Genomic DNA, 23,024 nt, shown 5'->3' on the forward strand with positions numbered 1-23,024 from the left:
GATTAACTTTGCGGGATGGAGTTTCGGAATGTTCAGGTTCTTCGTTGTGGCCGCAGCCATGACGCTCTCGACCGGTCATGCGCTCGCGGGCGGCCATGGCGGAGGCGACCCTCCTCCGCCAAAGGTCGAGGCGCCGACGGCTCCAGCAAAGGTGATCCTGACCAAGCAGGGCTCCAAGCTGGTCGATCTCAACGGCATGACGCTCTACACTTACGAGCGCGACACCACCGGCAAGACCTCGAACTGCAACGACAAGTGCACCGAGAGCTGGGTTCCGCTCGCCGCCACGGCCGACGCCAGAGCCGTCGGCGACTTCACCGTGATCAGCCGCAACGATGGCACCAGGATGTGGGCCTACCGCTATCGCCCGCTCTACACCTCGCCCGCCGACAAAGCGCCGGGCGATGCCAACGGCAATGCCATGACGCTGCAATGGCGGATCGCGCGGCCCGAAAACTAGGCCATGCAGCTGCCGGAACTAAACTGAGGCGCAGCCCTCACCCGCGCCAGCGCGCGCCGCTCTCGGCTTGCGCGTTCTGCCCCGGCGGCAGCACCACGACCATCGAGTTGAGCTTCACCCGGCTGTAGAGGTCGATGACGTCCTCGTTGCGCATCCGGATGCAGCCCGACGAGATCGCCTGCCCGATATATTCGGGCTGGTTGGTGCCGTGGATGCGGTAGAGCGTGTCCTTGTTGCCGGCATAGAGATAGATGCCACGCGCGCCCAGCGGGTTGGCTGGCCCGCCCGCAACGCGCGGCGGATAGGGCCCGAGCCGCGCCTGGATGTCGGCGGTCGGAACCCAATCCGGCCATTCCGCCAGCCGGCCGACGCGCGCGACGCCCGAGAACGCCATGGCTTCCTCGCCGACCGCGACGCCGTAGCGAATCGCCTTGCCCTCGGGCAGCACGAAATAGAGATAGCGCGCATCGGTATCGACCAGGATCGTGCCCGGCTGCTCCTTGCGCTGGTAATCGACGATGTGACGCAGATACTGCTCAGGCACGTTGGCCTTCGCATAGGGCGCGTGGGCCAACAACTGCCGGTCGCGCGGCGTCATGCTCGCATCGGTCGTTGGCGAAAGTGTCGTCTGCATGCAGCCGCCCAGTGGCAGCAAGGCAACAACGAACAAAGCAAATAAAGATCTTGGCACCGCCGACCCCCGTTAGCGGACAGCAACGCCCCCGCGTCGCCACATACTGTCAAAATCGTGCTGAAAACAAGGCAGCCTGAAACACGTGCGCGTGTTTGGGAAAACGGGTTCCATCACCACAAACGGCAGAAGAGCGTCGCAGCATCTCCTTCCCGTCGCCTTGCTTTGGTCAAACCCGGCTGGACTCGTGGGCCCAAGGCTTGGGGATGGGCCGCCCCCTCTCGGCTCGCGCCAATGCGAACAACCACTTACGTCAAACACCAGGCTTCAAAGGAGTTGCGATGCTCGCGACGCTGAACGCCAAGCAAATCGTCGATGAGATCGTGAAGGACACGGTCAGGGACAACGATCCGCACGATGCGGTTCAGATTTCTCCCGACATCGTGCTGGCCTCGCGCCCGGGGACCACGGCGCCCGCGCTGGCGCCGGAGATCACGCCCCGTCCAGAGCCGAGGTTCGCTCCAGCTGCAGCGCGTGCACCGGAGCCCACGATCAACGTCGTCTACGGAAAACCAGCTGCGGCGGAAGGACCGCAGGCCGACACGGCCGTTCGCATTACGGCCAACGATGGCCCCCGCCAGCCGAAGCGATCCGCGGTCGGCAAGTGGCTGCGCGGTGCGTTCCTCGCGTTCCTGTTCGCCGGCGCCAGCGTCGCGGCCTCGATCGCCTGGGAGCAGCATGGCGACACCGCAAAGAATGCGCTCGCCGAATGGACGCCCGTGGCGGCGTCGTTGATGAATTCGTTCATGCCTTCGGCGTCGCAGACCGCGCCTGTCCCCGCCGCGCAGGCCGCTCCGCCTCCGGCGCAAGCGGCAACAGCCGATCAAGCCGCCGCGCCATCTGCGCCGCCGCCACCGGCCCAAGCCGCCGTCGCGCCGGCTGCAATGCAACCGGACCCGGCGCAAGCGGTACAGGCGATGACCAACGATCTTGCCGCGATGACCCAGCAGATCGAGCAGCTGAAGGCCAACATCGCCGAGCTGAAGGCCGGACAGGAGCAGATGGCGCGCGAGTTGGCGAAGGCGACTGCGCCGAGGCCGGTGGCTGCCGAGACGCGGCCGGTCGATCCACGCGCGCGTGCTGCTGCGCTCCCGGCACCGCCTGCGGCAGCGCCAGTTCGCAAGCCGAAGCCGCCCGTGACGCGGACCTACATGCCGGCCTCTTCGCCCGCGCCGCTCGCACCTCCGCCGCCGCCTTCGCAGACGGCCGCCGTGCCACCATCGCCTGCGCCGGTGACGACCACGCAAGCCGTTGCCGATGACGATGGACCGATCGTGCGTCCGCCGATGCCGCTGCGATAACGCAACGCCAGGCGACTGCGACGTCGCCTACGCTGTCCGAGTCGAAATGATGCGTTGAGTCCGGACAATTACGGGAAACGCTATGCAGCTCATCTTCCGCTCATGAGAAAAGGCCGTCGGGATCTATGCCGGCGGCCTTCTCTTGCAACTGCCGGTTCCCGGAGCCCGGTTCTGTTGCAATTCCATACATTGATGATCGCGCCGCGTATTTAATAAACTCTTAATGACCCCAGATGCTGCACATGATTTCTGCGCCATAAGCACAGAGATTGCGCGGCCTGTTCATTCGATAGATATCGACTCAGTGGTATCATCCCGGACGTGTCGAGACTTTCCATTGAAGACTTGTTTTCAGATTTGGGTCGTCACACCGGGGAATTCGGATGCCTTACTACTCCTTCGATCTCGTGGTTGGTGAAGAGTTCAAGAACCAGGGCGGAATCATCCTCGAAGACATCGAGGTCGCTTCCGATCGCGCCGATCAATTGGCATGCGAGCTGTCGCAGGTGAAGCCGGAGCTCCAGCACAAGGGTTGCGCGGTGCGTGTTACCGATCTCGATCACAACGAGGTCTATCGCACGCCGCTCGACCCCGTGCCGGCCTGGCAGCGCTAGCTACCCATCGAGCACCGGCGGTTCGAACCAGTTCGTCAGCGACAATCCGCCGTCGACGACGAAGGCTGCGCCGGTGACATACGCGGACAGCTTGTTCGACAAGACCGTGAGCGCCATCGGCGCAAGGTCATTGGCGTCGCCGAGGCGCCCGAGCGGAATGTGCCGCGCCAGCGCGGGGTCCGCGACGAACCCGCCGGCCGCGATCGCGCCGGGCACCAGCGCGTTGACCCGGATGCCGTGACGGCCGAACGTCTTGGCGAGCTCCTTCACCAGCATCGCCATGGCCGCCTTCGCCGTCGAATAGTGCGGCAGGTTGCGCGGCGTGCCCGCATGCAGCGAGGTGAGAAACAGGAACGAGCCCGGCTGCTTCGCCGCAATCAGATTCGTGGCGATTGCGCGCGCCAGATGAAAACCGGCATCGAGATTGACGGCGTGCATCTCCTGCCAGGTCCTGCGGTCGACCGCGAGCGCATGGTCTGCCTCCCGCCGTGGCGGCGATGCGCTGTGGACGAAATGCGTGACCTCGCCGAGCGACGCCTGTGCGGCAGCCAGCAGCTCGTCACAGGCATCCAACCTCGCGAGATCGCCGATCCATGGCACCGCCAGCTCAGGCCTCTTGCTCGCGCCGATCGCGGTCTCCAGGCGTTCGGCACTGACATCGGCGAACACGGTCCGCACGCCCTCGCCGACCAGGGCCTGCGCGATGGCCCGGCCGATGCCGTTGCCCGCGCCGGTGACGAGCGCGGTGTCGCGTGCGGGATCGAACGGCGTGCTGAACAGGCTCATGTCGCGCTCCGGGGGCCGGGAAAGGCCTCAGGTTAGCGCACTGCACGGCGGGGCGACAATTGCACTCCGATCCCATTGCGGAGCGGCGCGGCGGACGCTAGCCTCTCAAAAAAACGGAGGAGATACTAAGGATGCGCACCGGTTTTCTGATGGCGGGCCTGCTGCTGCTGACCACGCCGGCCCTGGCGGGCGACGCGCCGCCGCGCTCGACCTATGTGACCATGGTCCTGCAGGCCTTTGCCGCCAAGGTCGAGTGCCCCAACACGGATCTCGCCTATCAGGACCTCGTGCAGAGGGCGCAACAAATGCACCTGCCCGAAGGCACCACCGAGAAGGTACGCAAGGCGATCGCCTGGATGCACACCGGCGGCAAGATGGGCGAGAAGCAGGACGACGACTTGATGAGAGAGGTCGCCGTCGCGACCCAGGCGACCGACATGGACCAACGCCGCCTCGGCATGTCCGGCTGGTGCGAGGCCCAGAAGACCAATCTCGCCGGCCTGATCCGCGCCAAGGGCGGCTGACGGGACAGCGCCGGCCGCGTTAAGCACGCCGCGACGGAACGGCCGCGGCGGCAAATATTCGTCACAATTTTCGCAAGCATGCGGCGTCTTCGAACAGGAGAAGCCCATGCGCATTGTTCATTTCGTCTTGGCCGCTGCGCTGGTGAGCGCAACGCTCGCCGCCCCAGCCTTCGCGAGGAATTCCGACGCCCAGAAGGGCGAGGACAAATCCGCGGCGTCGTCATCCTGTAGCGCCTATCAGCAGACGCCGGACGGATCGTGGGAGCCGCTCCCCTGCAAGGAAACGGGCGAGCGCGGCCAGCCGCAGACGCAGAACCGCACCTCGCAGCAAGGTTCGGAGCGCGGGGAACGTTGAAGTCGCTCGGACTTACGACCGTCAGCTCTGGTGCGGACCGCGCATGATCTTCATGGCGTCGGCGATGTGGCGCCATTCCTTGGCCTCGTCGGCCTCGCCACGTCCCTCGCATGCCTGCGCCTGTTCGGCGGCCTTCGCGATCGCCGCAAAACCATGCTGCTCCAGCATCTGCCGCGCGACGGTGTGGACCTGGACCTCGGACATCATGGACGCTCTCCCGTCATGAGGAAACCGCGGCGCCCGGCTCGGCGCTCCGCGGGTCCGAGACAACGATCTCGCAGCGACCCCCGTTCCGGCCGAGGCCGATCACATCAGCAGACCTGGAACTCGAACCGTCCGAAACGACGAAGGCGGCCCGCCATGCCCGGCGGACCGCCTTCTCACCCACCCCGAAATGGGCCGTCGTCAGTCGCGTCCCCTACGCGACCGCCACGCGCTTGCGCTCGAAATCGTTGGGCACCTCGATATCGACCTCGAGGGTCGATACATCGTCACCCCGTTCGAGCCGCACGATCACCTTGGTCGGGTCCAGCGTGACGTGCTTGGACACGACGGCGAGGATTTCCTCACGCAGCACAGCGAGCAGATCGGGTTGGCCGCGCTGTCCGCGTTCATGGGCAAGCAGTATCTGCAGCCGTTCGCGTGCGACAGGTGCCGAAGCCTTCTTGCCGCGGAGAAGTCGAAGCAAACCCATGCTCATGCAGCCCTCCGTCGCAGCAGGCGGTCCATGAAACCTCTGCGCTCGGCAGGAACATGCATCGTCACGTTCTCGCCGCAGAGGCGCTTGGCCGCATCCATATAGGCCCGCGCCGGCGCTCCATCTGCGTTCGACAGCGTCACCGGCGTGCCGACGTTGGAGGCCTTCAACACGTCCTGGCTCTCGGGAATGATGCCGAGCAAGGGCGTTGCGAGGATTTCGAGGATGTCGTCGATGGTCAGCATCTCGCCGCGCGCGGCGCGCGATGCATCGTAGCGGGTGATGAGAATGTGCTTCTCGACCCGTTCGCCCTTCTCGGCCCGTACGGTCTTGGAATCCAGCATGCCGATGATGCGGTCTGAATCGCGCACCGACGACACTTCCGGATTGGTGACGATCACGGCCTCGTCGGCAAAACGCATCGCCATGGAGGCGCCGCGCTCGATGCCGGCCGGGCTGTCGCAGATCACCCAGTCGAAGCGGCTGCGCAGATCGGCGATGACCTTGCCGACGCCCTCCTCAGTCAGCGCGTCCTTGTCGCGGGTTTGCGAGGCCGGCAGCAGCCAGAGATTCTCCAGCCGCTTGTCCTTGATCAGCGCCTGCGGGAGTTTTGCAACGCCCTGTACCACGTTGATGAGGTCGAACACGACGCGGCGTTCGGCCCCCATGACGAGATCGAGGTTGCGCAGGCCGACGTCGAAATCGACGACGACGACCTTGTCGCCGCGTTGCGCGAGCGCGGCCCCTAGCGCGGCGGTCGTCGTGGTCTTGCCGACCCCGCCCTTGCCTGATGTCACGACCAGTACCTTACTCATCTGAAATGTCTCCTTTGCTGGTCAGTTCAGTGCTGTAATTCGCATGGTATTCCCCTGCAGCCAGGCCTGCGCCGGCTTGCCGCGCAAGGCGGCGTCGATGTCGTCCGCAGTCTGGTAAAACCCATCGATTGCAAGCAGTTCGGCCTCGATCTTCTGGCAGTAGATGCGCGCGCTTGTGTGTCCGTTGACCCCGGCCATGGCGCGACCGCGCAGCGCGCCATAGACGTGGATGGAGCCGCCGGCGACGACTTCGGCGCCGGAGCCGACCGAGCCGAGAATGGTGACGTCGCCCTCCGGAAAGATCACGGTCTGGCCCGAGCGCACTGGGCTATCGAGCAGCAGGGAGGTCGGCTTGCTCTCCGCCTTCGTCTCGGCCTTCTTGGGTGCGTTCGGCTCAACCACACAGCTGCGCCCGCCCGACAACAGCGGCGGCATCATCGGGGTCAGCCTTGCTTCCTCCACGCCCTCGATGCCGAGCACGCGGATGTTGCGGTCCTGAAGGCTGGTGAGCAGATGACCGATGCCGGCCTGGCTGAGATCGACCGAGGACAGGTCGATCACCACGGGCCGGCCAGCGAAGAAGCCGGGCGAACGCGCGATGGTCGCGTCGATCTCCTGGAGCCAGTCCTGGATCGGGACCGTCGGCACGAAGACGAAGGCCACGTAGGAGCGCCCGCGCAGGCGCACCATCTGTCGTTGAGGTTTGGCTACAGCCTCCATGGCGGCCGACTCGTTCCCAGTTATTGAATGGTTAACGATGCGGCCGATATGGTTAACGGCCGGTTAATTTCTCCGCGGGGTGACGTGGGATACTGGCCGGAGGCCGATTGGCGCCGCTCTGGTGTCCTGGACGCGCTGCGGCGTGCAACGCTGCTGCGCGGAGCCGGGACCCAGACCCGCCCGGATCATGCTCTCGGCGAGATGGGCCCCGACCCTGCAGCGCACCGTCAAGGGAAGCTGCGCTGCGTCCGGGGCACGAGCGGAGAAGCACACTCTCTCCACACAGTCAGTGCGAGGACGGAGCGAGCCGACCTACTTCTTCACCTTGCTCGCGTCCATCTTGATGCTCGGATCCAGCATCTTCGTCGTGAACGCGGTCGTCACGTCGAACGGCTTCTCCATGCCGAGATAGGTATGGACCAGTTCGTAGTCCTTCTTCATCCGCTCGCCGTCGATCCAGCCGAGCGATTTGGTCGTTGTGAATTCGTCGGTCATCAGGAACTTGATGCGCTCCCACTGGCGCTCCTGGTTCGCCTTGTCGAGCCCGGAGACCTGGTCGAGCAGCGCCTTCAGGCATGGCGTGACGTCGGCGACGCAGGCCGCAAAGGCCTTCTGCGTGACGCGTACGAAGTCTTCGACGACCTTCGGATTCTTCTGCATGTAGGCGCCGTTGACGATCAGCGAATTGCCGTAGGGGTTGAGTCCGATATCCTTCCAGTTGACGTAGCCGAGATCGCCTCCGAACTCGATTACCTTGAGGTCGTGCTCGTTGTAGAAGTCGCTGATGATGTCCACGGTGTGGCTCTTCAGCGCCGCGATCTTCGCGGTCGGTCCGACATTGACGAAGCCGACGGAGTCGGGCGCGATGCCGGCCGCCTTGGCAAAGGCCGGCCACATCACGCGCGAGGCATCGCCCGGTGGATTGCCGATCTTGTGATTCGGAAAATCCTTTACGCCGTTCACACCGTAGCTCTTCAGCCAGTAGAAGGTCTGGCCGGTATTGGCATAGACGCTCATCACGGCAACGGTGTCCGCGCCCTTGCTCTTGGCGACCAGCATGGTGGCGAGGTCGGCGACGCCGAACGGCGAGCCTCCGGAGCCGACCTTGGCAGCGGAGACGCCGGAGCCCTTGCCCGTCTCGATCGTGAGGTCGATGCCGGCCTTCTCGTACCAGCCCTGCGCCTTGGCGTAGTAGTACGGCGAGTGGTCGGCCGTCGGCGTCCAGTTCAGGATCAGGTTCACCGCCTCGCCCGCGCTCGCGGGCACCGCCGGCAAGCCCAGCGCCAGAGCCACAATAGCCGCCTGCAAATGCTTCATCGCATCTCTCCTCTTTGCCGCGACCCGGCTTGTCGCTTTCCCCTTGTGAGGATACCAATGCAACAAGCCCGCCCTCAACTTGTCAACTGTTTGGTTGGAAATGCCTGCAGAACGATCTGGCGACACCGTGCCGCAGCGCCGCGACCCCGTCGCGACCCGCAAGAAGCTGCTGACCGCGGCCCGCCTGGAATTCGCCCGGCACGGCCTTGCGGGGGCCCGGGTCGACGAGATCGCCGAGCGCGCGGGCGTCAACAAGCAGCTCGTCTATCATTACTTCGGGGACAAGGACACGCTCTACCTCGCCGTGCTCGAATGGGTTTATGAGGACATCCGCGAGCAGGAGCGCAGGCTCAAGCTCGAAGGCCTCCCGCCGGAAAAGGCGATCCGCAGGCTGATCGAAGCCTCGTTCGACCACCTCGCGGCAAACCCTGATTTCATCGTGCTCTTGAACGACGAGAACCGTGGCGGCGCCCGCCACGTCCGCGGCTCGACGCGGCTCGAGGCGATGCATTCTCCCTTGGTCAAAAGCGTGTCCCACATCCTCAACGAAGGGGTGCGCGCGGGCGTGTTCCGCAAAAGGATCGATCCCGTCCAGCTCTATATCTCCATTGCAGGCCTCAGCTATTTCTTCTTCTCCAACACGCCGACGCTGTCGGCCATCTTCGGCAAGGACCTGTCGAGCCGCGCCCAGCGCCGCGCCCGCCGCCGGCATGTCGCCGATCTCGTGCTCCATTCGCTCCGGCCCTAATCAACCAGATGGTTGAAACTTGTCCCGAGGGGAGCTAGGCTGACACCGCGGCAGCGAGGCCGCGGGCAATAGGGAGCGACACTTGGCAGCCGACCGGGCGCGCACTGCACGCAGCTTTGCGATCATCCTGATCGTGCACCTTGCCGTGCTCGTGCTCTGGCAGGTGGCGGTCGACGCCTTCCAGGTGCCGAAATTCATCCTGCCCTCGCCGCTCGCCACCGTGCAGACGCTGGGAACCGCAGGCTACGCCTGGGGTGCCAACACGCTGGTGACGGCGATCGAGATCCTCGGCGGCTTTGCGCTCGGCGCCTTCGTCGGCGTCGCGCTGGCGGTGATCTTCAGCTGGGCGCCGCTGCTCAGCCTTGTGCTGTTGCCGCTGTTCGTGACGCTGAACATGATTCCGAAGGTCGCGCTCGGCCCGCTCTTCATCGTCTGGTTCTCCTACGGCATCGTGCCGAACATCCTGATCGCCTTCAGCATCTGCTTCTTCCCGATCCTGCTCACCACCGCGCGGGGCCTGCGCGAGGTCGAGCCTGATCTGCTCGATCTCGTCAAATCGCTGCGCGGCTCGCGCTGGACGTTGTTTCGCAAGATCCAGCTGCCGGGATCGCTGCCTTACATCTTTTCCGGCATGAAGGTTGGCGCCATCCTCGCAGTCGCTGGCGCCATCGTCGGCGAGTTCATCGCCTCCGAGCGCGGGCTCGGCTACCTCATGATCCAGGTGCAATCCTCGCTCGACACGCCCGCGATGGTCATGGCGGTCGTGCTGCTGACACTGCTCGGGGTCGCCCTCTACGGCCTGGTGCTCGCGCTCGAACGCATGTTCGTGGTTGGCGATGCCAGGCAGAACTAGGACCAGGAACCAAATCCATGCTGCTCACCCGCCAAACGCTGCCAAAGACCATCCCCGACATTCAGGCGCTCGACGAGCTCCTGTGCCGGCCGACGCAGTCCCTGATCGACGACCTCAGGAAGGTCGAGGGGGACATCATGATCCTCGGCGTCGCCGGCAAGATGGGCCCGACGCTGGCGGGACTTGCGAAAGCTGCCGCGCCGGACCGCCGCGTCATCGGCGTCGCGCGCTTCAGCGAACCCGGCGTGAAGGAGTGGCTGCAGGCACGCGGCGTCGAGACCATCAATTGCGACCTGATGGACGAGCGCGCCATTCAAGCGCTGCCCAAAGCGCCGAACATCGTCTTCATGGCCGGGAGAAAATTCGGCGCAGAGGGCGATCTGTCGCTGACCTGGGCGATGAACGCCCATGTGCCGGCGCTGGTCGGGCAGGCCTTCCCCTCCTCACGCATCGTAGCGTTCTCGACCGGCTGCATCTATCCGTTCGTGCCAGTCGACGGCAAAGGCTCGACCGAAGACATGGCGCCGAACCCGCCTGGTGAATACGCGCAGTCCTGCGTCGGCCGCGAGCGCATGTTCGAATATTTCTCGCGCAAGTTCGGCACGCCCGGCCGGCTGTTCCGCCTCAATTACGCGATCGACATGCGCTATGGCGTGCTGCACGACATCGCAACCAAAGTGCTGACGGGCACGCCGATCGACGTCAGTCTCGGCCATGTCAACTTCATCTGGCAGGGCGATGCGTCCGCGCAGGCGCTGCGCTGCCTCGCTCATTGCACGACGCCGACCTCGCCGATCAATGTCAGCGGCCACGAGATTTTGGCCGTGCGCGATCTCGCCCAGAAATTCGGTGCAAGGTTCGGCCGTGCGCCCGTGCTGACGGGCCAGGAGGAACCGACCGCATGGCTGACCGATACATCGAAGGCGGTCGAATTGTTCGGCCCGCCCGTGGTCGACACCGAGCAGTTGATCGCCTGGACCGCAGATTGGGTTTCGCGCGCCATGCCGAGCCTCGGCAAGCCCACCAAATACGAGGTGCGCGATGGACGCTACTGAGGCTCCGCTCGTCCTCAAGCTCGGCGTGCAGGACGCGATCGCGGGGCTGGCGCTTTCGACGGAAGCGCACTGGAATCAGACCGAGGAAGACTGGCGGATCTTCCTGCGCGACGGCATCGTGTTCGGCATCCGCGACGGCGCGCGACTGGTCGCGACCGCGGCGCTGCTGCCCTATTCCGGCAACAACGCCTGGATCAGCATGGTGCTCGTATCAGGCACACACCGCCGCCGCGGTCTAGCAACCCGCCTTGTCGATGCGTGCCTGGAGACCGCGCGCAAGAATGGCCTGACGAGCTGGCTCGACGCCACGCCCGACGGTGCCGCCGTCTACGGGCCGCTCGGCTTCACGCCGACCCTGGAATTGCGCCGGCTGAAACTGACGAGTGCCGAGTCGTCCCTCGGTCCTGCGCCGGCGGCCGCAACGCTCGAGTCGCTTCGTGCCCGCGATCTTCGTGCTACCGGCCTCGACCGAACCGCCCTGCTCGCCGCCTTCGCGCAGCGCTCCGGATCACGTATCCTCGCAGCCAACGACGCCATTGCCCTGGTCCGCAGCGGCAGAACTGCGCGTCATATCGGCCCCTTGTTCGCTGATGATGCCGCCGATGCCCTGGCTTTGGTTGATGCGATCGCGCGGTCCGAGACCCGCCCGCTCCTGCTCGACGCCGTCGCATCGCAACGCACGTTCCTGGATGGATTGCTTGCGGCCGGCTGGACCATCGAGCGGCCGTTCCAGCGCATGCGGTGCGGCCCCGTCACCATCGCCGCCGAAGAAATGCCCTTCGCCGTCGCCGGCCCTGAATTCGGATAGGACATCATGCACCACAGCCAGATCAATGCCGACATCCGCAAGCTGATTGCCGACGGCACCGTGCTGCCGGCGCATCCCCTCGCCCTCACCGCCGGACGTCAGCTCGACAAAAAGCATCAGCGGGCGCTGACGCGCTATTACATCGACGCCGGCTCAGGCGGGCTCGCCGTCGGCGTGCACACCACACAGTTCGCGATCCGCGACGTCGGCCTCTACCGTCCCGTGCTCGAGCTCGCCGCCGAGACCGCAGCAAGCTGGACCAAGCGCCCGCTGGCGATGGTCGCGGGCCTTGCCGGCCCGACCAGCCAGGCCGTCGCTGAGGCCCGCACCGCGCGCGATATCGGCTATCACGCCGGCCTGCTCAGCCTCGCGGCGATGAAGAACGCCTCCGAGGACGAGATCATCGCGCATTGCACATCCGTCGCCGCCGAGATTCCGCTGGTCGGCTTCTATCTCCAGCCGGCTGTCGGCGGCGTCATCCTGTCCAGCCGCTTCTGGCAGCGCTTCGCCGCGATCGACAATGTCATCGCCATCAAGATCGCGCCCTTCAACCGCTACCGTACGCTCGATGTGCTCCGCGGCGTGGCGGCCGCCGGCGCGCTCGACCGCGTGGCGCTCTACACCGGTAATGACGACCACATCCTGCTCGATTTGGTGCTGCCGTTCGACCTGCGTGACAAGGGCGTCACGACGCGGACCTACTTCAAAGGTGGCCTGCTCGGCCATTGGTCGGTCTGGACCGCCAGCGCCATCAAGCAGTTCGAGCGCTGCAAGGCCGCGCGGCACAAGGACAATGTGCCCGCGGACCTGCTCGCGCTCGATGCCCGCGTCACCGACTGCAACAGCGCCTTCTTCGACGTCGCCAACAATTTCCACGGCTGCATCGCCGGCTGCCACGAGGTGCTGCGGCGCCAGGGCCTGCTGCAGGGCCTGTGGTGCCTGGATCCGAACGAGGGCCTCAGCCCCGGCCAGAAGGAAGAGATCGACCGCGTCACGCGCGAGCACGCCGACCTCAGCGACGATGCCTTCGTCGCCGCGAACCTGGACAAATGGCTGGCATGAGCTCGGCCCCCTTCATCAGCCTGCAAGGCGTCCGCAAGGTCTATCGCAGCGGGGGCGCCGACTTTCTCGCGGTGTCCGACGTCACCATGGACGTGCAGGAAGGTGAGCTGGTCTCGCTGGTCGGCCCCTCCGGCTGCGGCAAGACCACGGTGATGAAGATCCTAGCCGGCCTGCACGGCGCCGACGGCGGCACCGTCAAAATTGGCAATGCGAAGAGCCCGTTCGATCCGACCCGCGACATCGGCATGGTGTTCCAGCAGGCACTGCTCCTGAAGTGGCGCACCATCCTGGATAACGTGCTCTTGCCGGCCGAGATCGTCGGCCTGCCTATGAAGGCCACGCGCGAGCGGGCGCGCGATCTGCTCAATCTCGTTGGGCTTGCCGGCTACGAGCAGAAATATCCGCAGCAGCTTTCCGGCGGCATGCAGCAGCGCACCGCGATCGCGCGCGCTTTCATCCACGATCCAAAGCTGATCCTGATGGACGAGCCCTTCGGCGCGCTGGACGCCTTGACGCGCGAGCAGATGAATCTGGAGATGCTGCGGATCTGGCGCGAGAGCGGCAAGACCATCGTCTTCGTCACGCATTCGATCCAGGAAGCCGTGTTCCTGTCATCGCATTGCGCGGTGCTGACCGCGGGACCTGCGAAGATGGCCGACTATTTCGCGATCGACCTGCCCTTCCCGCGCGACCTTCCGCTGAAGACCACGGATGCGTTTGGTGCCTATGCGAGAAGGATTTATGCCAAGCTGGGACTGGCAACGGCGTAAGCCGCCACACGACAGGTCCTGTAGGGCGGGCAAAGCGCAAGCGTGCCCACCATTGCCAATGAAGCGAGAGAACGTGGGCACGGCGCAAGAGCGCCTTGCCCACCCTACGAGAGCCGGGCGCGGCGTGAACACCGCGCCCCCTCACAATCAGCTCCTGTTGCGCGTCTTGCTGAGCAGATAGTTGTCGTAAAAATTCTCCGCGATCTGCGTGTAGAAGAGCAGCTCCTTCATATAGGCGTCGTGGCTCTCCTTGGTGCGCTTGAACAGATCGCTCTTGGCGGCGAGCTCGTTCAGATGCTCCTGGGTCGCGTTGTAGCAGGCCTCGAGCACCGGCTGCGGGAATGCCTTCAGCTCCGCGCCATTGGCGATCAGCCGCTTCAGCGCCGCCGGATTCACGCTGTCGTATTTCTCCAACATCCAGGCCCCGGCCGCCGCGCCGGCCTGGTTGACGATAGCCTGGTAGTGCTTGGGCAGCGATGCCCATTTCTCGTCGTTGACGATCATGTGCAGCATGGCGCCGCCTTCCCACCAGCCGGGGAAGTAATAGTACTTGGCGACCTTTTGGAACCCGAGCTTCTCGTCGTCATAGGGACCGACGAATTCCGCGGCATCGATCGTCCCCTTCTCGAGGGCCGGATACACGTCGCCGCCGGCGATCTGCTGCGGGACGACGCCGAGTCGCGCCAGCACATGGCCGCCCATGCCGGCGATACGGAATTTCAGACCCTTGAGGTCGTCGACCGTCTTTATCTCCTTGCGGAACCAGCCGCCCATCTGAGTGCCGGAATTGCCGCAGAGGATGGCGTGCGCTCTGAAGGGCTTGAGCGCTTCGTTGGTGAGGTCGGCGCCGCCGCCGAAGTGCCACCAGGACTCCTGATGGCGATGGTTCATTCCGAAGGGCGCGCCGGTCGCATAGGCCAGCGCCGGCTCCTTGCCGATGTAGAAATAGAGCGGCGTCTGAGCCATCTCCACCGAGGACGTGCTCACCGCATCGAGCGCCTGGAGGCCGGGAACGAGCTCGCCGGCGGCGAAGGTCTGGATCTGGAATTTGTTGTCGGTGGCCTCGGCAATGTATTTCGCGAAGGTCTGCGCCGTGCCGTAGATGGTATCGAGCGATTTGGGGAAGCTCGACGTCAGGCGCCATTTGATCTCGGGCATGCTCTGCGCGATCGCAGGGGCCGCGATGAGCGTGGACGCGCCGGCGACCGCGCCGCCTTGGAGAAATGCACGGCGTTTCATGATGGTGTCTCCCTTGAACTCAGCGTCGAATGGATGGCCTGGGCCACGGTTTCTTGGCGAACCGTTTGCCCGTTCCTGGAGCGGAGTTCAAGCGACGGAAAAGACAGGTCGGGCTTGCACCGGATACCGCGGACCAGCTGGACCCAGCATGTCCGCGGGGGCCCCGGCCTCGCCTCAGGCCGCTGCTTCCTCGTAGAGTCCGGCGACGAAGTCGCTGAACGTCGGTGCAAGCGGCAGGACATAGCCCCATTGATCGGACATCGCCTGCGCCAGTGTCCACGGCTTGTCGTATTCGGCCATCTCGTGGTCCATGAACCAGATCTTGCCGAGATGGGCCTTGTCGATCGTCATGCAAATCGGATTGCCGCCGTGGTCGCTCATGATCCACAACAACTCATCGACGGTCGGCCATTGCGGCGTCTGGCGCGTCTGCACCAGCGAGCACTCGTCGGATCGCAATCCCAGTACCTCCTGCACTGAACCCGCCCAGTCCCCATGCGGCCAATTGAAGTCTGCGCCCCCCTGATGATAGCCGCCCGCGCAGGCCAGCAGGAAGCGACGATAATCATCCGGCAATCGGCAGCTGATGGAGGTCTCGAAGGCTGTCAGCGCCGCCTCAGTCGGCTGCTCCGCGCCAACGTCGATGCCTGCGATGAATTCTGCTAATTCCATACACCTCTCCCTGGCGCGGACACGCGCAAGGCTTCGTCGCACCCGCCTTGCAGCGGGTTCGAGGGCGACGGATCAGGCCAGAGGGAGAGCTTCTCTCAGAGCAGCTTTGCGCTGACGAACAGCGCGCGCACGGCGTTGGTCGCCTGCACTGCGAGCATGGCGTTCTCGGCGGCGCCTTCCAGGGCGACGACCGCGTCCTCGTGCAGGGAGCGGAATTCCATCCATTCCACCGACTTGAAATTGGTCAGGAACTGATAGGCCTGGCCGACGGTCGCAATCGCCAACGTGTCACCGTTCAGCTTGATCTTGAACGTCGTGCGCAGCGGGGTCTCGGAGCTTGATGGATCACTCATGGGCTGCTTCTGGACGAGGACGACTTAACGAAGGGGAAAGGGCAGCCCTGCCACGGCAGGCAAATATCAGGAATCGGTACTGGCGCGCTGCGAGGCGGTTGCCGATCCGCGCAGGCTCGGCACGACGACCAGACGATTGAACTCGCCATTGTCGTAGGCCTTGAGGAAGCGATCATAGTCCTTGATCGAGACGCAGCCGTTGGAATCGCCGCGCGGCCCAAGCAGGTAGTTGTGCGTCAAGAGACCGACGCGGCCAAGCGCACTGGTGCCTTCGACCGGGGTCATGCGCAGCGCCCGGACGCCGTGGAACAGCTTTTCGCGCGGCTTCAGATCATAGATCGCCGGCGGCGTCGCGCCGACCATCCGCCGGTCGACATGGTCGGGATTGTCCATCAGGGCGCCCAGGCCGGAATGGGCTTCCAGCGCCACGCCGCTCGGCAGATAGACCGCCTTGGCCGAGATGTCATAGACCGCGGTGCGCGAATCGTAGCCGAGCGCGGCGAGATCTGGCCCCCTGCCCAACAGGCCGTCGCCTGGCGTCAGCGAGGCCAGCTTGATCTTGTCGGTGAATTTCTCGAAGAAGTTGCGGTTGTCGACCCTGGGACCGGTATCGGCATAGGCTTGGCTGGAGGCGATCTGTGCAGCCAAATCCGCCTGGACCGGACGCGAGCGCGGCATCGGGATGCCGTCGGCGCGCTGCGAGGGCCTGGTCTCCTCGGCCGCCTGCCGGTCGTCCTCGGTGAGGGTCGAACGCCAATCGTCACCTTGGAGCTTCTGGGCAAGCATCGCCTTGGCATCGCGAAGCTTGAGCTGGACCGCATTCACGGCGGAGCGCTCCAATGTTCGCAGGCCGAGCTCGCGGGCGGGCGGATTGCTGGAGGCCGAAGCGAAACGGTCCTCGAATGACAGGGTATTGGCCGGCGGCAGCGCGGCGGAGACCAGCGGGGTCGAATCGCCCATATCCGTAACCCACGCGGCAGCGCCAACCGCCAGCGCGATCGCTGCCAGAGACAGCAGAACAGTTTCGGCTCGCCTGACACGGCGGCGCGACAACAGCCTCTCGGCATGTGCTGCGTCGGAAACCATCAGATCCCCAAAATCGACCCCCGGGGGCACCCAACCCCACCCGGAGACTCTATACCAGCTACCACATTGGGAGCCAAAAGTTAGGCATAATCGCGGCCGGCAAGGGCTTGGCAAGGCCTCTTAAGGTATCCAATGACCGATCCTTTCGATCTAGATCGCTTTGTCCGGGCGCAGGACCCCGTCTATCGGGACGTCCAGGACGAGCTCGCCCGGGGACGGAAGCAGACTCACTGGATGTGGTTCATCTTCCCGCAGGTCGCCGGCCTCGGCCTCAGCGCCATGTCGCAACGCTACGCCATCGGCTCCCGCGCGGAGGCCCGGGCCTATCTCGCCCACCCTGTCCTCGGGGGGCGCCTGACCGAATGCACCAGGCTCGTGCTCGCCGTTCAGGGGCGGACCATCAACGCGATCCTCGGCGCTCCGGACGATGCCAAATTCCGCTCGTCCATGACGCTGTTCGGCGCAGCCTCCGACGAGCCCCTCTTCGATCAGGCGCTCGCTCGCTATTTCGCCGGCGAGCGCGACGCCGCCACGCTGGATATCCTGGCTAAGCTCGATCGAAAGGCATAGCGCCGCATCGGCGAAGCGCCCAGCGTAAACCCGGGATTAATCCGGCGCGCCTACTTTTCCGAGAAATATCTTTCTCCTCCCGCGCCAATTGCCGGATAGATCATGAAAATCGGTACGCTCCTGACCACCGCCATCGTCTCGCTGTCGACCGTGGGCGGCGGCGTCGCCGTCTATGTCGCCGTGACGAAATACCAGACGATGGAACGGATCAGTGAGGCGCAAGGCCGCCTGGCGATCGTCCGCGCCGCCAGCGACATCCCGCGCTACCTCAACCCCGAGCGTGGCTTCGCCACCAACATCCTCTACGGGCCTGCCACCGTCGATCCTGCGCAGCTTTCCGAGCACGACAAGCTGCGCAAGCAGACCGATGCCGCCCGCGACAGGATGAATGCACTACGCAAGGAGCTGCCCGGCGCGTTCGATGACGGTAATGCCATCGGGATCGAGATCGACGCCATCAATTCGAAATTCACGGCTCTGCGCGAAGCCATCGACAAGGCCATTGCGGGACCCGCGGAGGCGCGCAAGGACGCGGCCAGGAAGGTCGTCGCCGACAACGCTCTGCTCAACGCCGGCGTCACCGCTTTGCTCAATGAGCAGGTGCGCCGCATGGCGATCCTCAATGGCGATGCCTTCCGTCAGGCCAACTATGCCAACATCGCCATGACGCTGCGCGACATCGGCGGCCTCAATGCCAGCGTCCACAAGAACCTTGTTGGCGGCAAGAAGGTCGCAACCGACGCCGAGAAGGCCGACGTCGCCCGCATGCAGGGCCGAAGCGACCAGATCGTGATGGCGCTGATGGAGCTGCGCGGCCACCCGGCAACCCCGGCCAATGTCGGCGCCGCGCTGGAGACGATGAATTCGCGTTACGTCGAGGAATTCGGCCGCGAGCTCAAGATGGTCAAGGAGGGCGCGGTCAGCGGCAAGTACGAGCACGACGTCGACACCTATTATGCGGCCTCGCAAAAGGGCCTCGGCTCCATCATCGGCGTTCGCGATGCGCTCTATGACAATGCCGAGCACATCCTTGCCGGCGCTTCCTCGGCCGCACGCACCAGCTTTGCCATCGCGCTCGCCGGCCTTCTCGCCGTGCTGGTCGCCAGCGCCGGCCTGATCGTGATGGTCCGCCGCCGTGTCTGCGCGCCGATCGTCGGCTTGACCAGTCGGATGTCGGGCCTTGCCGATGGTGACCTTGCCGCAGAGATTCCCGGTGCCGAGCGCTCCGACGAGATCGGCGCGATGGCCGCCGCCGTTCAGGTGTTCAAGGACAACATGATCCGGGCCGACCGGCTCGCCGCGGAAAAGCAGGCCGAGAACGACGGCAAGATGCGCCGCGCCCAGGCGCTCGACGACCTCACGCGCGCCTTCGAAGCCAAGGTCACCGAGCTCGTCGGCGGCCTGTCCCGCGCTTCCTCCACGATGGAAGGCACGGCGCAGTCGATGACGTCGACCGCGGCCCAGACCAACAGCCAGGCCGCAGTCGTCGCCGCCGCCTCCGAACAGACCTCGACCAACGTGCAGACCGTCGCCAGCGCCACCGAGGAGCTGACCTCATCGATCGCCGAGATCGGCCGTCAGGTCGCGCAATCGACCGAGATTGCGGCTCGCGCCGTCGACAATGCCCGCCGCACCGGCGATACCGCCCGCACGCTCGCCGAGGGTGCCCAGAAGATCGGCGACGTCGTGACACTGATCCAGAGCATCGCCGAGCAGACCAACCTCTTGGCGCTGAACGCCACCATCGAGGCCGCCCGCGCCGGCGAAGCCGGCCGCGGCTTTGCCGTGGTTGCTTCCGAAGTGAAGTCGTTGGCCGGCCAGACCGCCAAGGCCACCACCGAGATCTCCGAGCAGATCACCGCGATTCAGACTGCGAGTGACGAGACCGTGGCCGCGATCCGCAACGTTGCCGAGGTCATCGGCGAGATCGACCAGATCGGCACCGCGATTGCCGCCGCGATCGAGGAACAGGGCTCGGCGACCAAAGAGATCGCCCGCAGCGTCCAGGAGGCCGCCCGCGGCACCCAGGAGGTCAACAGCAATATCTCCGGCGTGCAGCGCGCCGCCGACGACACGGGCGCTGCCGCCAGGGAGGTGCTGGGCGCCGCCCAGCAGCTCTCCACCCAGTCGCGCGATCTCGCCGGACAGGTCGACCGCTTCCTCGGCGAGGTCAGGGCCGCCTAAAGCGAGTCAATAAGGCGGCGCCTTGCGTGCGCGCTGGGCCTTGGCCGCCTCGATCCACCAATTGAGATCGTCGGCGAAGCGCGGGAACGCGCGCTCCAGCGCCTTGCCGCCATCGCCGATCGGCTCGCCGGCTTCAGACAGCGTCTGCGCGATCGGGCCGACGCCGATGGTGCTCGACACCACCACCATGCCCATCTCCGACAGCGTCCCGTGCCAGGCGGTCGCCGCGCGCGCGCCCGAGAGCCGGCCGGCCGAGTAGCTGACGATCGCGGCCGGGCGCCAGAACCATTCTTCGAGGAAATGGTCGGTGAGATTCTTCAGGCCGGGCTGCATGCCCCAATTGTATTCGCCGGTGACGAACACGAAACCGTCGGCTCCGCGGATCTGTCCGGCCAGCTTCTCCAGCGCCTCCGGCGCCGAGCCCTTGAGATACTCCTTGTACATGCGGTCGAGCATCGGCAGGCCGACCGCCTTGGCGTCGATGAACTCGACGTCCTCGCCGCGGCTGCGCAGACCATTGATAACGAAATTCGCAAGGCGGATGCCCATGCGGTCGGAACGGTAAGAACCGTAAAGGACGAGAATGCGGTTGCTCATGGCCGGACGGTAGCACAAAACCGGCGAGAAGCCCTACGCGATATGTCACTGTCGTCCGCGACTGCGGTCCAGCGTCTGCGAAGGCGTCTCGCCGAACTGGTCGCGGTAGCTTCTGGAGAAGTCGCTGAGATGCCAAAAGCCATAGGCCAGCGCGACCGTCTTGACTCTGTCAGCCCCGGCAAGGAGCTGCCGCCGCACCAGCCACAGCCGGCGCAGGCGCAAATAGCGGTGCAGGCTCATGCCACGATAGCGGCGGACGACGTCGTGCATGGTGCGCACGGACAGCCCGAGCTTGCGCGCGATCTCGTCGCTGTAGATCGGCTGTGACAGGTCGTCGGTGAGTAGCGCATTGATATCTCGAAATACCCTGAAACTCCGTCCGTCATTGGGACGCAGGGTCCAGCGGGACGAAACGGCGCTTTCGAAGGCGTCGTCAACGGCTCCGAGCAGCGACTCCTTCATGGCCGCGCCCCTTAACGGAAGCTCCGAGGCCGCGATGGGATTGGCCGCCTCGGACAGCACCTCACGAACCACGCTGCGCAGCCGGTGCAAGCCAGCCGCGGAGATCTCGAAAATCTTGAAGCTTGTGTGCGTGGGAGGCCAGCCGCGATCCCTCACCTCCGGCCGGAAGATCACTGAGGCGATTTGCCGCTGCACTTCCTCAATGGTGGTATAGGCCGCCCCCCCGCTGCCAATGACCACCACCGGTCGCGCACGTTGCGAGCCATTGAAGCGAATAGGAACATTGAGGTCGTCCATCGTGATGCCGATCGCGGTGCAATCCCCGACGAGCTGTGCATCGACGACCCGAGGAAATGCGCGCGTCAAATTCACGTCGCAGCCGGGCAACGACAGGATCGTCTGTTCAGCCGAAATCTTCCGTACGAAAGGCGTAAATTCGAAATTCAGCCCGCGTATGGCGCTTCGAAACTCGTCGACGTCCGAAAAACGAAATGTGTTGAGTGCCGACCTGGGCACATCATCAATGCTGTTCATGAAAATATAGAACGCGGCGTAGCGTTAAACTTGCGTCCGGCCTCAGCGCCGATCGCTTCCCCCCTCGGCGTTGTCTCGCACCGATAGAATCAATTCTCGTGTGTCCCGATCAATTGGCGAGCGTCCCGCCGAAAGAACAAGCCTGGACGCTCTGCCCCGCCGAATTTCGATAACGTTTCTCACCCGGTCGGCGGTGCGAGAATACCCGAAACGCCAAAACCTAAAAGCGAAATTAACGTCCTTGAGGCGGAATAGCGACGTTTAATCGTCAGATTTATTTTATTTTCAGGCTCCTGCCATGAAGGCACATTCGCCTGCTGATATTCTGGTCGAATTGGAAGACGCGGTTGCGATCTGCCCGCTGGATCGCTGCACTCGCATCCTCTCCGGCATTTTGCAACTGCTCACAAGCAATCGGAACCGGCCTCAGGACTTGCTTGCCCATGTGACCGACGGCGTTCTGCTGCGCCTGATGGAGCGCGTCCAGGCCGACGCGCTGATTCAACTCAGCACGGCGCTGGCCGATCTCGAAATTGCTCCACCCAAGACTGTGCGACGCCTCGCCACACACCGCGATCCGGCTGTGGCGTGCCCTGTCTTGCTCCGATCACGGTCACTCTCGACCCACGACCTCCAGCGGATCGTGGCTTCGAGCGGTGAACGGCAGCAAGATGCGATCGCCGCCCGCGCGCCTATCGATCCACCGGTCATCGAGGCACTAATCAAGGACGGCGGCCGCAGCGCTTGTCTCGTGCTGATCGGGAATACAGCGGCGCACTTCTCTGATGCCGCCTTCTTTGCGCTCGCTGAAAAGTACCTCACCGATGATGAACTCACCAAGGCGCTGGCGCTCCGGCAGGACACGCCCGACGTCGTCATGCGCAAATTGCTGTCGGCAGCGCCTGCGCCGGGATCCGGCGTAGCGTCGAAGCCCACTAGCTCGCATCCAGCTGCAACGGCCGCTCCAATGGCCCCCAAGCTTCCCTGCGCGGCGGCCTATGCGAGCGCACGGCCGGAGATCGTTGCGCTCAACCGCACCGGCAAGCTCAACGATTCCACGATGAACCGCTTTGCCATCCGTGGCGAGACCGCCAATCTCCTCACCGCGCTATCGGTGCTTTCGGGAGCCCCCATCGAAGTCGTCGAGCGCGTCATGACCGACGACGATTGCGAAGGTCTCGTCATGGCATGCCGTGCCTCGCGGCTGAACTGGCAGACCACGTTTGCCATCTTGAGCAACCGCAGCGGCACGACGCTTTCCTTCGCCGAACGCGAACGCGCGCAGCACATTTTCGAGACGCTCCTTCTGTCGACCAGCCAGTGGACGGTGCGTTGGGGAGAAATTGCCGCGAACAAGGAGAGCAGTCGGGGAAGTCGCGGCGCAAAGATGGGGGTTAACCGATGAAGTTCGACGGTCGCAAAGCGTCTCGCGTGAAAATGGACCACAGGCAGCCGGTCAACCTCATGGGTTCTGACGGTACCTGGCGACGCAGTTGCGTCCTGCTGGACGTGTCGCAAAGCGGTGCCAAAATCGAGGTCGAGGGCACGCTGGATGTGCTCCAGGCCAAGGAGTTCTTCATGCTGTTGTCGTCGACTGGCCTCGCCTATCGGCGCTGCGAACTGGTCTGGATCGACGGCACCATGGCCGGCGTTCATTTCATCACCGCGGAAGGCAAGAAGAAATCCGCAAGCGCTTCGGCGCCAACGCAGAACGCAGTCCAGCGCAAGTAGATTCCAACACCTCTGTTTGA

At 64.6% G+C, this 23,024-nt stretch carries 28 protein-coding genes; 15 read left to right on the forward strand and 13 right to left on the reverse strand.

The features are described 5' to 3' along the window. Window positions 1-28: 28 nt before the first annotated feature. Window positions 29-460 carry a COG4315 family predicted lipoprotein gene (locus SE91_RS16380; protein ID WP_061848301.1) on the forward strand — a complete coding sequence of 144 codons (432 nt, stop codon included), beginning with the start codon at window positions 29-31 and terminating at the stop codon, window positions 458-460. Between the two features lie 37 nt (window positions 461-497). Here SE91_RS16380 and SE91_RS16385 read toward each other — a convergent pair whose 3' ends face one another. Beyond that, on the reverse strand, window positions 498-1,094 hold the full coding sequence (locus SE91_RS16385) for a L,D-transpeptidase (protein ID WP_060737707.1): 597 nt from the start codon (window positions 1,092-1,094) through the stop codon (window positions 498-500). 338 nt (window positions 1,095-1,432) lie between these two features. Here SE91_RS16385 and SE91_RS16390 point away from each other — a divergent pair, with 338 nt between their 5' ends. Further along, window positions 1,433-2,452 (forward strand): hypothetical protein, encoded by a 1,020-nt coding sequence (locus SE91_RS16390; RefSeq protein ID WP_061848302.1) that lies wholly within the window; start codon window positions 1,433-1,435, stop codon window positions 2,450-2,452. Between the two features lie 383 nt (window positions 2,453-2,835). Further along, window positions 2,836-3,066 (forward strand): DUF6894 family protein, encoded by a 231-nt coding sequence (locus SE91_RS16395; protein ID WP_008563227.1) that lies wholly within the window; start codon window positions 2,836-2,838, stop codon window positions 3,064-3,066. On the opposite strand, the gene SE91_RS16400 is transcribed toward SE91_RS16395, so the two are convergent. Next, window positions 3,067-3,852: an SDR family NAD(P)-dependent oxidoreductase gene (locus SE91_RS16400; RefSeq protein ID WP_061848303.1), complete on the reverse strand. Its 786-nt coding sequence runs from the start codon at window positions 3,850-3,852 to the stop codon at window positions 3,067-3,069. Between the two features lie 131 nt (window positions 3,853-3,983). On the opposite strand from SE91_RS16400, the gene SE91_RS16405 reads away from it, so the two are divergent. Continuing rightward, the gene (locus SE91_RS16405; RefSeq protein ID WP_061848304.1) at window positions 3,984-4,376 is read left to right on the forward strand and encodes a hypothetical protein; all 393 of its coding nucleotides are present in this window, start codon (window positions 3,984-3,986) and stop codon (window positions 4,374-4,376) included. A gap of 106 nt (window positions 4,377-4,482) precedes the next feature. Beyond that, a complete protein-coding gene (locus SE91_RS16410; RefSeq protein WP_061848305.1) occupies window positions 4,483-4,731 on the forward strand; it encodes a hypothetical protein in 249 nt (82 codons plus the stop codon). Window positions 4,732-4,752: 21 nt separating this feature from the next. On the opposite strand, the gene SE91_RS16415 is transcribed toward SE91_RS16410, so the two are convergent. From SE91_RS16415 to SE91_RS16435, 5 genes are all read right to left on the reverse strand, one after another. Further along, window positions 4,753-4,938: a hypothetical protein gene (locus SE91_RS16415; protein ID WP_060735911.1), complete on the reverse strand. Its 186-nt coding sequence runs from the start codon at window positions 4,936-4,938 to the stop codon at window positions 4,753-4,755. A 211-nt stretch (window positions 4,939-5,149) separates the two neighbouring features. Then, entirely contained in the window at window positions 5,150-5,431 is a 282-nt protein-coding gene (gene minE, locus SE91_RS16420; RefSeq protein WP_060735910.1) for a cell division topological specificity factor MinE, read from the reverse strand. Then, window positions 5,428-6,243, reverse strand: a complete 816-nt coding sequence (gene minD, locus SE91_RS16425) for a septum site-determining protein MinD (protein WP_061848306.1) — start codon at window positions 6,241-6,243, stop codon at window positions 5,428-5,430. Before minD ends, minE begins: the two co-directional genes overlap by 4 nt. Before the next feature lie 21 nt (window positions 6,244-6,264). After that, window positions 6,265-6,963: a septum site-determining protein MinC gene (gene minC / locus SE91_RS16430; protein WP_061848307.1), complete on the reverse strand. Its 699-nt coding sequence runs from the start codon at window positions 6,961-6,963 to the stop codon at window positions 6,265-6,267. 312 nt (window positions 6,964-7,275) lie between these two features. After that, window positions 7,276-8,280: an ABC transporter substrate-binding protein gene (locus SE91_RS16435; RefSeq protein WP_008563244.1), complete on the reverse strand. Its 1,005-nt coding sequence runs from the start codon at window positions 8,278-8,280 to the stop codon at window positions 7,276-7,278. A 100-nt stretch (window positions 8,281-8,380) separates the two neighbouring features. Between SE91_RS16435 and SE91_RS16440 the strand changes: the two genes are divergently transcribed. The 6 genes from SE91_RS16440 (at window position 8,381) to SE91_RS16465 (ending at window position 13,576) form a co-directional block, all read left to right on the forward strand. Next, entirely contained in the window at window positions 8,381-9,028 is a 648-nt protein-coding gene (locus tag SE91_RS16440) for a TetR/AcrR family transcriptional regulator (RefSeq protein ID WP_061848308.1), read from the forward strand. A gap of 82 nt (window positions 9,029-9,110) precedes the next feature. Further along, on the forward strand, window positions 9,111-9,881 hold the full coding sequence (locus SE91_RS16445; protein WP_060735907.1) for an ABC transporter permease: 771 nt from the start codon (window positions 9,111-9,113) through the stop codon (window positions 9,879-9,881). Between the two features lie 17 nt (window positions 9,882-9,898). After that, window positions 9,899-10,936, forward strand: a complete 1,038-nt coding sequence (locus SE91_RS16450; protein WP_061848309.1) for an NAD-dependent epimerase/dehydratase family protein — start codon at window positions 9,899-9,901, stop codon at window positions 10,934-10,936. Continuing rightward, a complete protein-coding gene (locus SE91_RS16455) occupies window positions 10,923-11,744 on the forward strand; it encodes a GNAT family N-acetyltransferase (RefSeq protein WP_061848310.1) in 822 nt (273 codons plus the stop codon). The genes SE91_RS16450 and SE91_RS16455 overlap by 14 nt, the downstream gene beginning before the upstream one ends. Before the next feature lie 6 nt (window positions 11,745-11,750). Beyond that, window positions 11,751-12,806 carry a dihydrodipicolinate synthase family protein gene (locus SE91_RS16460; protein ID WP_061848311.1) on the forward strand — a complete coding sequence of 352 codons (1,056 nt, stop codon included), beginning with the start codon at window positions 11,751-11,753 and terminating at the stop codon, window positions 12,804-12,806. Then, on the forward strand, window positions 12,794-13,576 hold the full coding sequence (locus SE91_RS16465; protein WP_061848312.1) for an ABC transporter ATP-binding protein: 783 nt from the start codon (window positions 12,794-12,796) through the stop codon (window positions 13,574-13,576). Before SE91_RS16460 ends, SE91_RS16465 begins: the two co-directional genes overlap by 13 nt. 147 nt (window positions 13,577-13,723) lie before the next feature. On the opposite strand, the gene SE91_RS16470 is transcribed toward SE91_RS16465, so the two are convergent. The 4 genes from SE91_RS16470 to SE91_RS16485 all read right to left on the reverse strand — a co-directional run bounded on the left by SE91_RS16470 (window position 13,724) and on the right by SE91_RS16485 (window position 16,857). Beyond that, a complete protein-coding gene (locus tag SE91_RS16470) occupies window positions 13,724-14,815 on the reverse strand; it encodes a TRAP transporter substrate-binding protein (RefSeq protein ID WP_061848313.1) in 1,092 nt (363 codons plus the stop codon). 174 nt (window positions 14,816-14,989) lie between these two features. Beyond that, complete coding sequence (locus SE91_RS16475) at window positions 14,990-15,487, reverse strand: SMI1/KNR4 family protein (RefSeq protein ID WP_061848314.1); 498 nt, start codon at window positions 15,485-15,487, stop codon at window positions 14,990-14,992. Between the two features lie 95 nt (window positions 15,488-15,582). Next, on the reverse strand, window positions 15,583-15,840 hold the full coding sequence (locus SE91_RS16480) for a hypothetical protein (protein WP_008563293.1): 258 nt from the start codon (window positions 15,838-15,840) through the stop codon (window positions 15,583-15,585). A 66-nt stretch (window positions 15,841-15,906) separates the two neighbouring features. Further along, entirely contained in the window at window positions 15,907-16,857 is a 951-nt protein-coding gene (locus SE91_RS16485) for a DUF2778 domain-containing protein (protein WP_060737706.1), read from the reverse strand. 201 nt (window positions 16,858-17,058) lie between these two features. On the opposite strand from SE91_RS16485, the gene SE91_RS16490 reads away from it, so the two are divergent. Continuing rightward, a complete protein-coding gene (locus SE91_RS16490) occupies window positions 17,059-17,496 on the forward strand; it encodes a DUF1810 domain-containing protein (RefSeq protein ID WP_061848315.1) in 438 nt (145 codons plus the stop codon). Between the two features lie 102 nt (window positions 17,497-17,598). Continuing rightward, entirely contained in the window at window positions 17,599-19,680 is a 2,082-nt protein-coding gene (locus SE91_RS16495; protein WP_061848316.1) for a methyl-accepting chemotaxis protein, read from the forward strand. Between the two features lie 6 nt (window positions 19,681-19,686). On the opposite strand, the gene SE91_RS16500 is transcribed toward SE91_RS16495, so the two are convergent. Together SE91_RS16500 and SE91_RS16505 are read right to left on the reverse strand one after the other, a co-directional pair. Beyond that, window positions 19,687-20,277: an NADPH-dependent FMN reductase gene (locus tag SE91_RS16500; RefSeq protein ID WP_008563297.1), complete on the reverse strand. Its 591-nt coding sequence runs from the start codon at window positions 20,275-20,277 to the stop codon at window positions 19,687-19,689. Window positions 20,278-20,322: 45 nt separating this feature from the next. Further along, window positions 20,323-21,273 carry a helix-turn-helix domain-containing protein gene (locus SE91_RS16505; protein WP_008563298.1) on the reverse strand — a complete coding sequence of 317 codons (951 nt, stop codon included), beginning with the start codon at window positions 21,271-21,273 and terminating at the stop codon, window positions 20,323-20,325. Window positions 21,274-21,571: 298 nt separating this feature from the next. Between SE91_RS16505 and SE91_RS16510 the strand changes: the two genes are divergently transcribed. Further along, window positions 21,572-22,678: a DUF2336 domain-containing protein gene (locus SE91_RS16510; protein WP_061848317.1), complete on the forward strand. Its 1,107-nt coding sequence runs from the start codon at window positions 21,572-21,574 to the stop codon at window positions 22,676-22,678. Continuing rightward, entirely contained in the window at window positions 22,675-23,004 is a 330-nt protein-coding gene (locus SE91_RS16515) for a PilZ domain-containing protein (protein WP_061848318.1), read from the forward strand. The genes SE91_RS16510 and SE91_RS16515 overlap by 4 nt, the downstream gene beginning before the upstream one ends. Window positions 23,005-23,024: the final 20 nt, after the last annotated feature.

The sequence above is a fragment of the Bradyrhizobium sp. DOA1 genome, assembly GCF_001593325.1.
Lineage (GTDB): Bacteria > Pseudomonadota > Alphaproteobacteria > Rhizobiales > Xanthobacteraceae > Bradyrhizobium.

Coding starts and splice junctions, on each gene's coding strand:
- SE91_RS16465 (WP_061848312.1), top strand. CDS start 12,794: ATGGCTGGCATGAGCTCGGCCCCCTTCATCAGCCTGCAAGGCGTCCGC.
- SE91_RS16515 (WP_061848318.1), top strand. CDS start 22,675: ATGAAGTTCGACGGTCGCAAAGCGTCTCGCGTGAAAATGGACCACAGG.
- SE91_RS16380 (WP_061848301.1), top strand. CDS start 29: ATGTTCAGGTTCTTCGTTGTGGCCGCAGCCATGACGCTCTCGACCGGT.
- SE91_RS16390 (WP_061848302.1), top strand. CDS start 1,433: ATGCTCGCGACGCTGAACGCCAAGCAAATCGTCGATGAGATCGTGAAG.
- SE91_RS16505 (WP_008563298.1), bottom strand. CDS start 21,273: ATGAACAGCATTGATGATGTGCCCAGGTCGGCACTCAACACATTTCGT.
- SE91_RS16470 (WP_061848313.1), bottom strand. CDS start 14,815: ATGAAACGCCGTGCATTTCTCCAAGGCGGCGCGGTCGCCGGCGCGTCC.
- SE91_RS16435 (WP_008563244.1), bottom strand. CDS start 8,280: ATGAAGCATTTGCAGGCGGCTATTGTGGCTCTGGCGCTGGGCTTGCCG.
- SE91_RS16490 (WP_061848315.1), top strand. CDS start 17,059: ATGACCGATCCTTTCGATCTAGATCGCTTTGTCCGGGCGCAGGACCCC.
- SE91_RS16410 (WP_061848305.1), top strand. CDS start 4,483: ATGCGCATTGTTCATTTCGTCTTGGCCGCTGCGCTGGTGAGCGCAACG.
- SE91_RS16415 (WP_060735911.1), bottom strand. CDS start 4,938: ATGATGTCCGAGGTCCAGGTCCACACCGTCGCGCGGCAGATGCTGGAG.
- SE91_RS16405 (WP_061848304.1), top strand. CDS start 3,984: ATGCGCACCGGTTTTCTGATGGCGGGCCTGCTGCTGCTGACCACGCCG.
- SE91_RS16440 (WP_061848308.1), top strand. CDS start 8,381: ATGCCTGCAGAACGATCTGGCGACACCGTGCCGCAGCGCCGCGACCCC.
- SE91_RS16455 (WP_061848310.1), top strand. CDS start 10,923: ATGGACGCTACTGAGGCTCCGCTCGTCCTCAAGCTCGGCGTGCAGGAC.
- SE91_RS16510 (WP_061848317.1), top strand. CDS start 21,572: ATGAAGGCACATTCGCCTGCTGATATTCTGGTCGAATTGGAAGACGCG.
- minD (WP_061848306.1), bottom strand. CDS start 6,243: ATGAGTAAGGTACTGGTCGTGACATCAGGCAAGGGCGGGGTCGGCAAG.
- SE91_RS16475 (WP_061848314.1), bottom strand. CDS start 15,487: ATGGAATTAGCAGAATTCATCGCAGGCATCGACGTTGGCGCGGAGCAG.
- SE91_RS16450 (WP_061848309.1), top strand. CDS start 9,899: ATGCTGCTCACCCGCCAAACGCTGCCAAAGACCATCCCCGACATTCAG.
- SE91_RS16500 (WP_008563297.1), bottom strand. CDS start 20,277: ATGAGCAACCGCATTCTCGTCCTTTACGGTTCTTACCGTTCCGACCGC.
- minE (WP_060735910.1), bottom strand. CDS start 5,431: ATGAGCATGGGTTTGCTTCGACTTCTCCGCGGCAAGAAGGCTTCGGCA.
- SE91_RS16395 (WP_008563227.1), top strand. CDS start 2,836: ATGCCTTACTACTCCTTCGATCTCGTGGTTGGTGAAGAGTTCAAGAAC.
- SE91_RS16480 (WP_008563293.1), bottom strand. CDS start 15,840: ATGAGTGATCCATCAAGCTCCGAGACCCCGCTGCGCACGACGTTCAAG.
- SE91_RS16460 (WP_061848311.1), top strand. CDS start 11,751: ATGCACCACAGCCAGATCAATGCCGACATCCGCAAGCTGATTGCCGAC.
- SE91_RS16495 (WP_061848316.1), top strand. CDS start 17,599: ATGAAAATCGGTACGCTCCTGACCACCGCCATCGTCTCGCTGTCGACC.
- SE91_RS16385 (WP_060737707.1), bottom strand. CDS start 1,094: ATGCAGACGACACTTTCGCCAACGACCGATGCGAGCATGACGCCGCGC.
- minC (WP_061848307.1), bottom strand. CDS start 6,963: ATGGAGGCTGTAGCCAAACCTCAACGACAGATGGTGCGCCTGCGCGGG.
- SE91_RS16400 (WP_061848303.1), bottom strand. CDS start 3,852: ATGAGCCTGTTCAGCACGCCGTTCGATCCCGCACGCGACACCGCGCTC.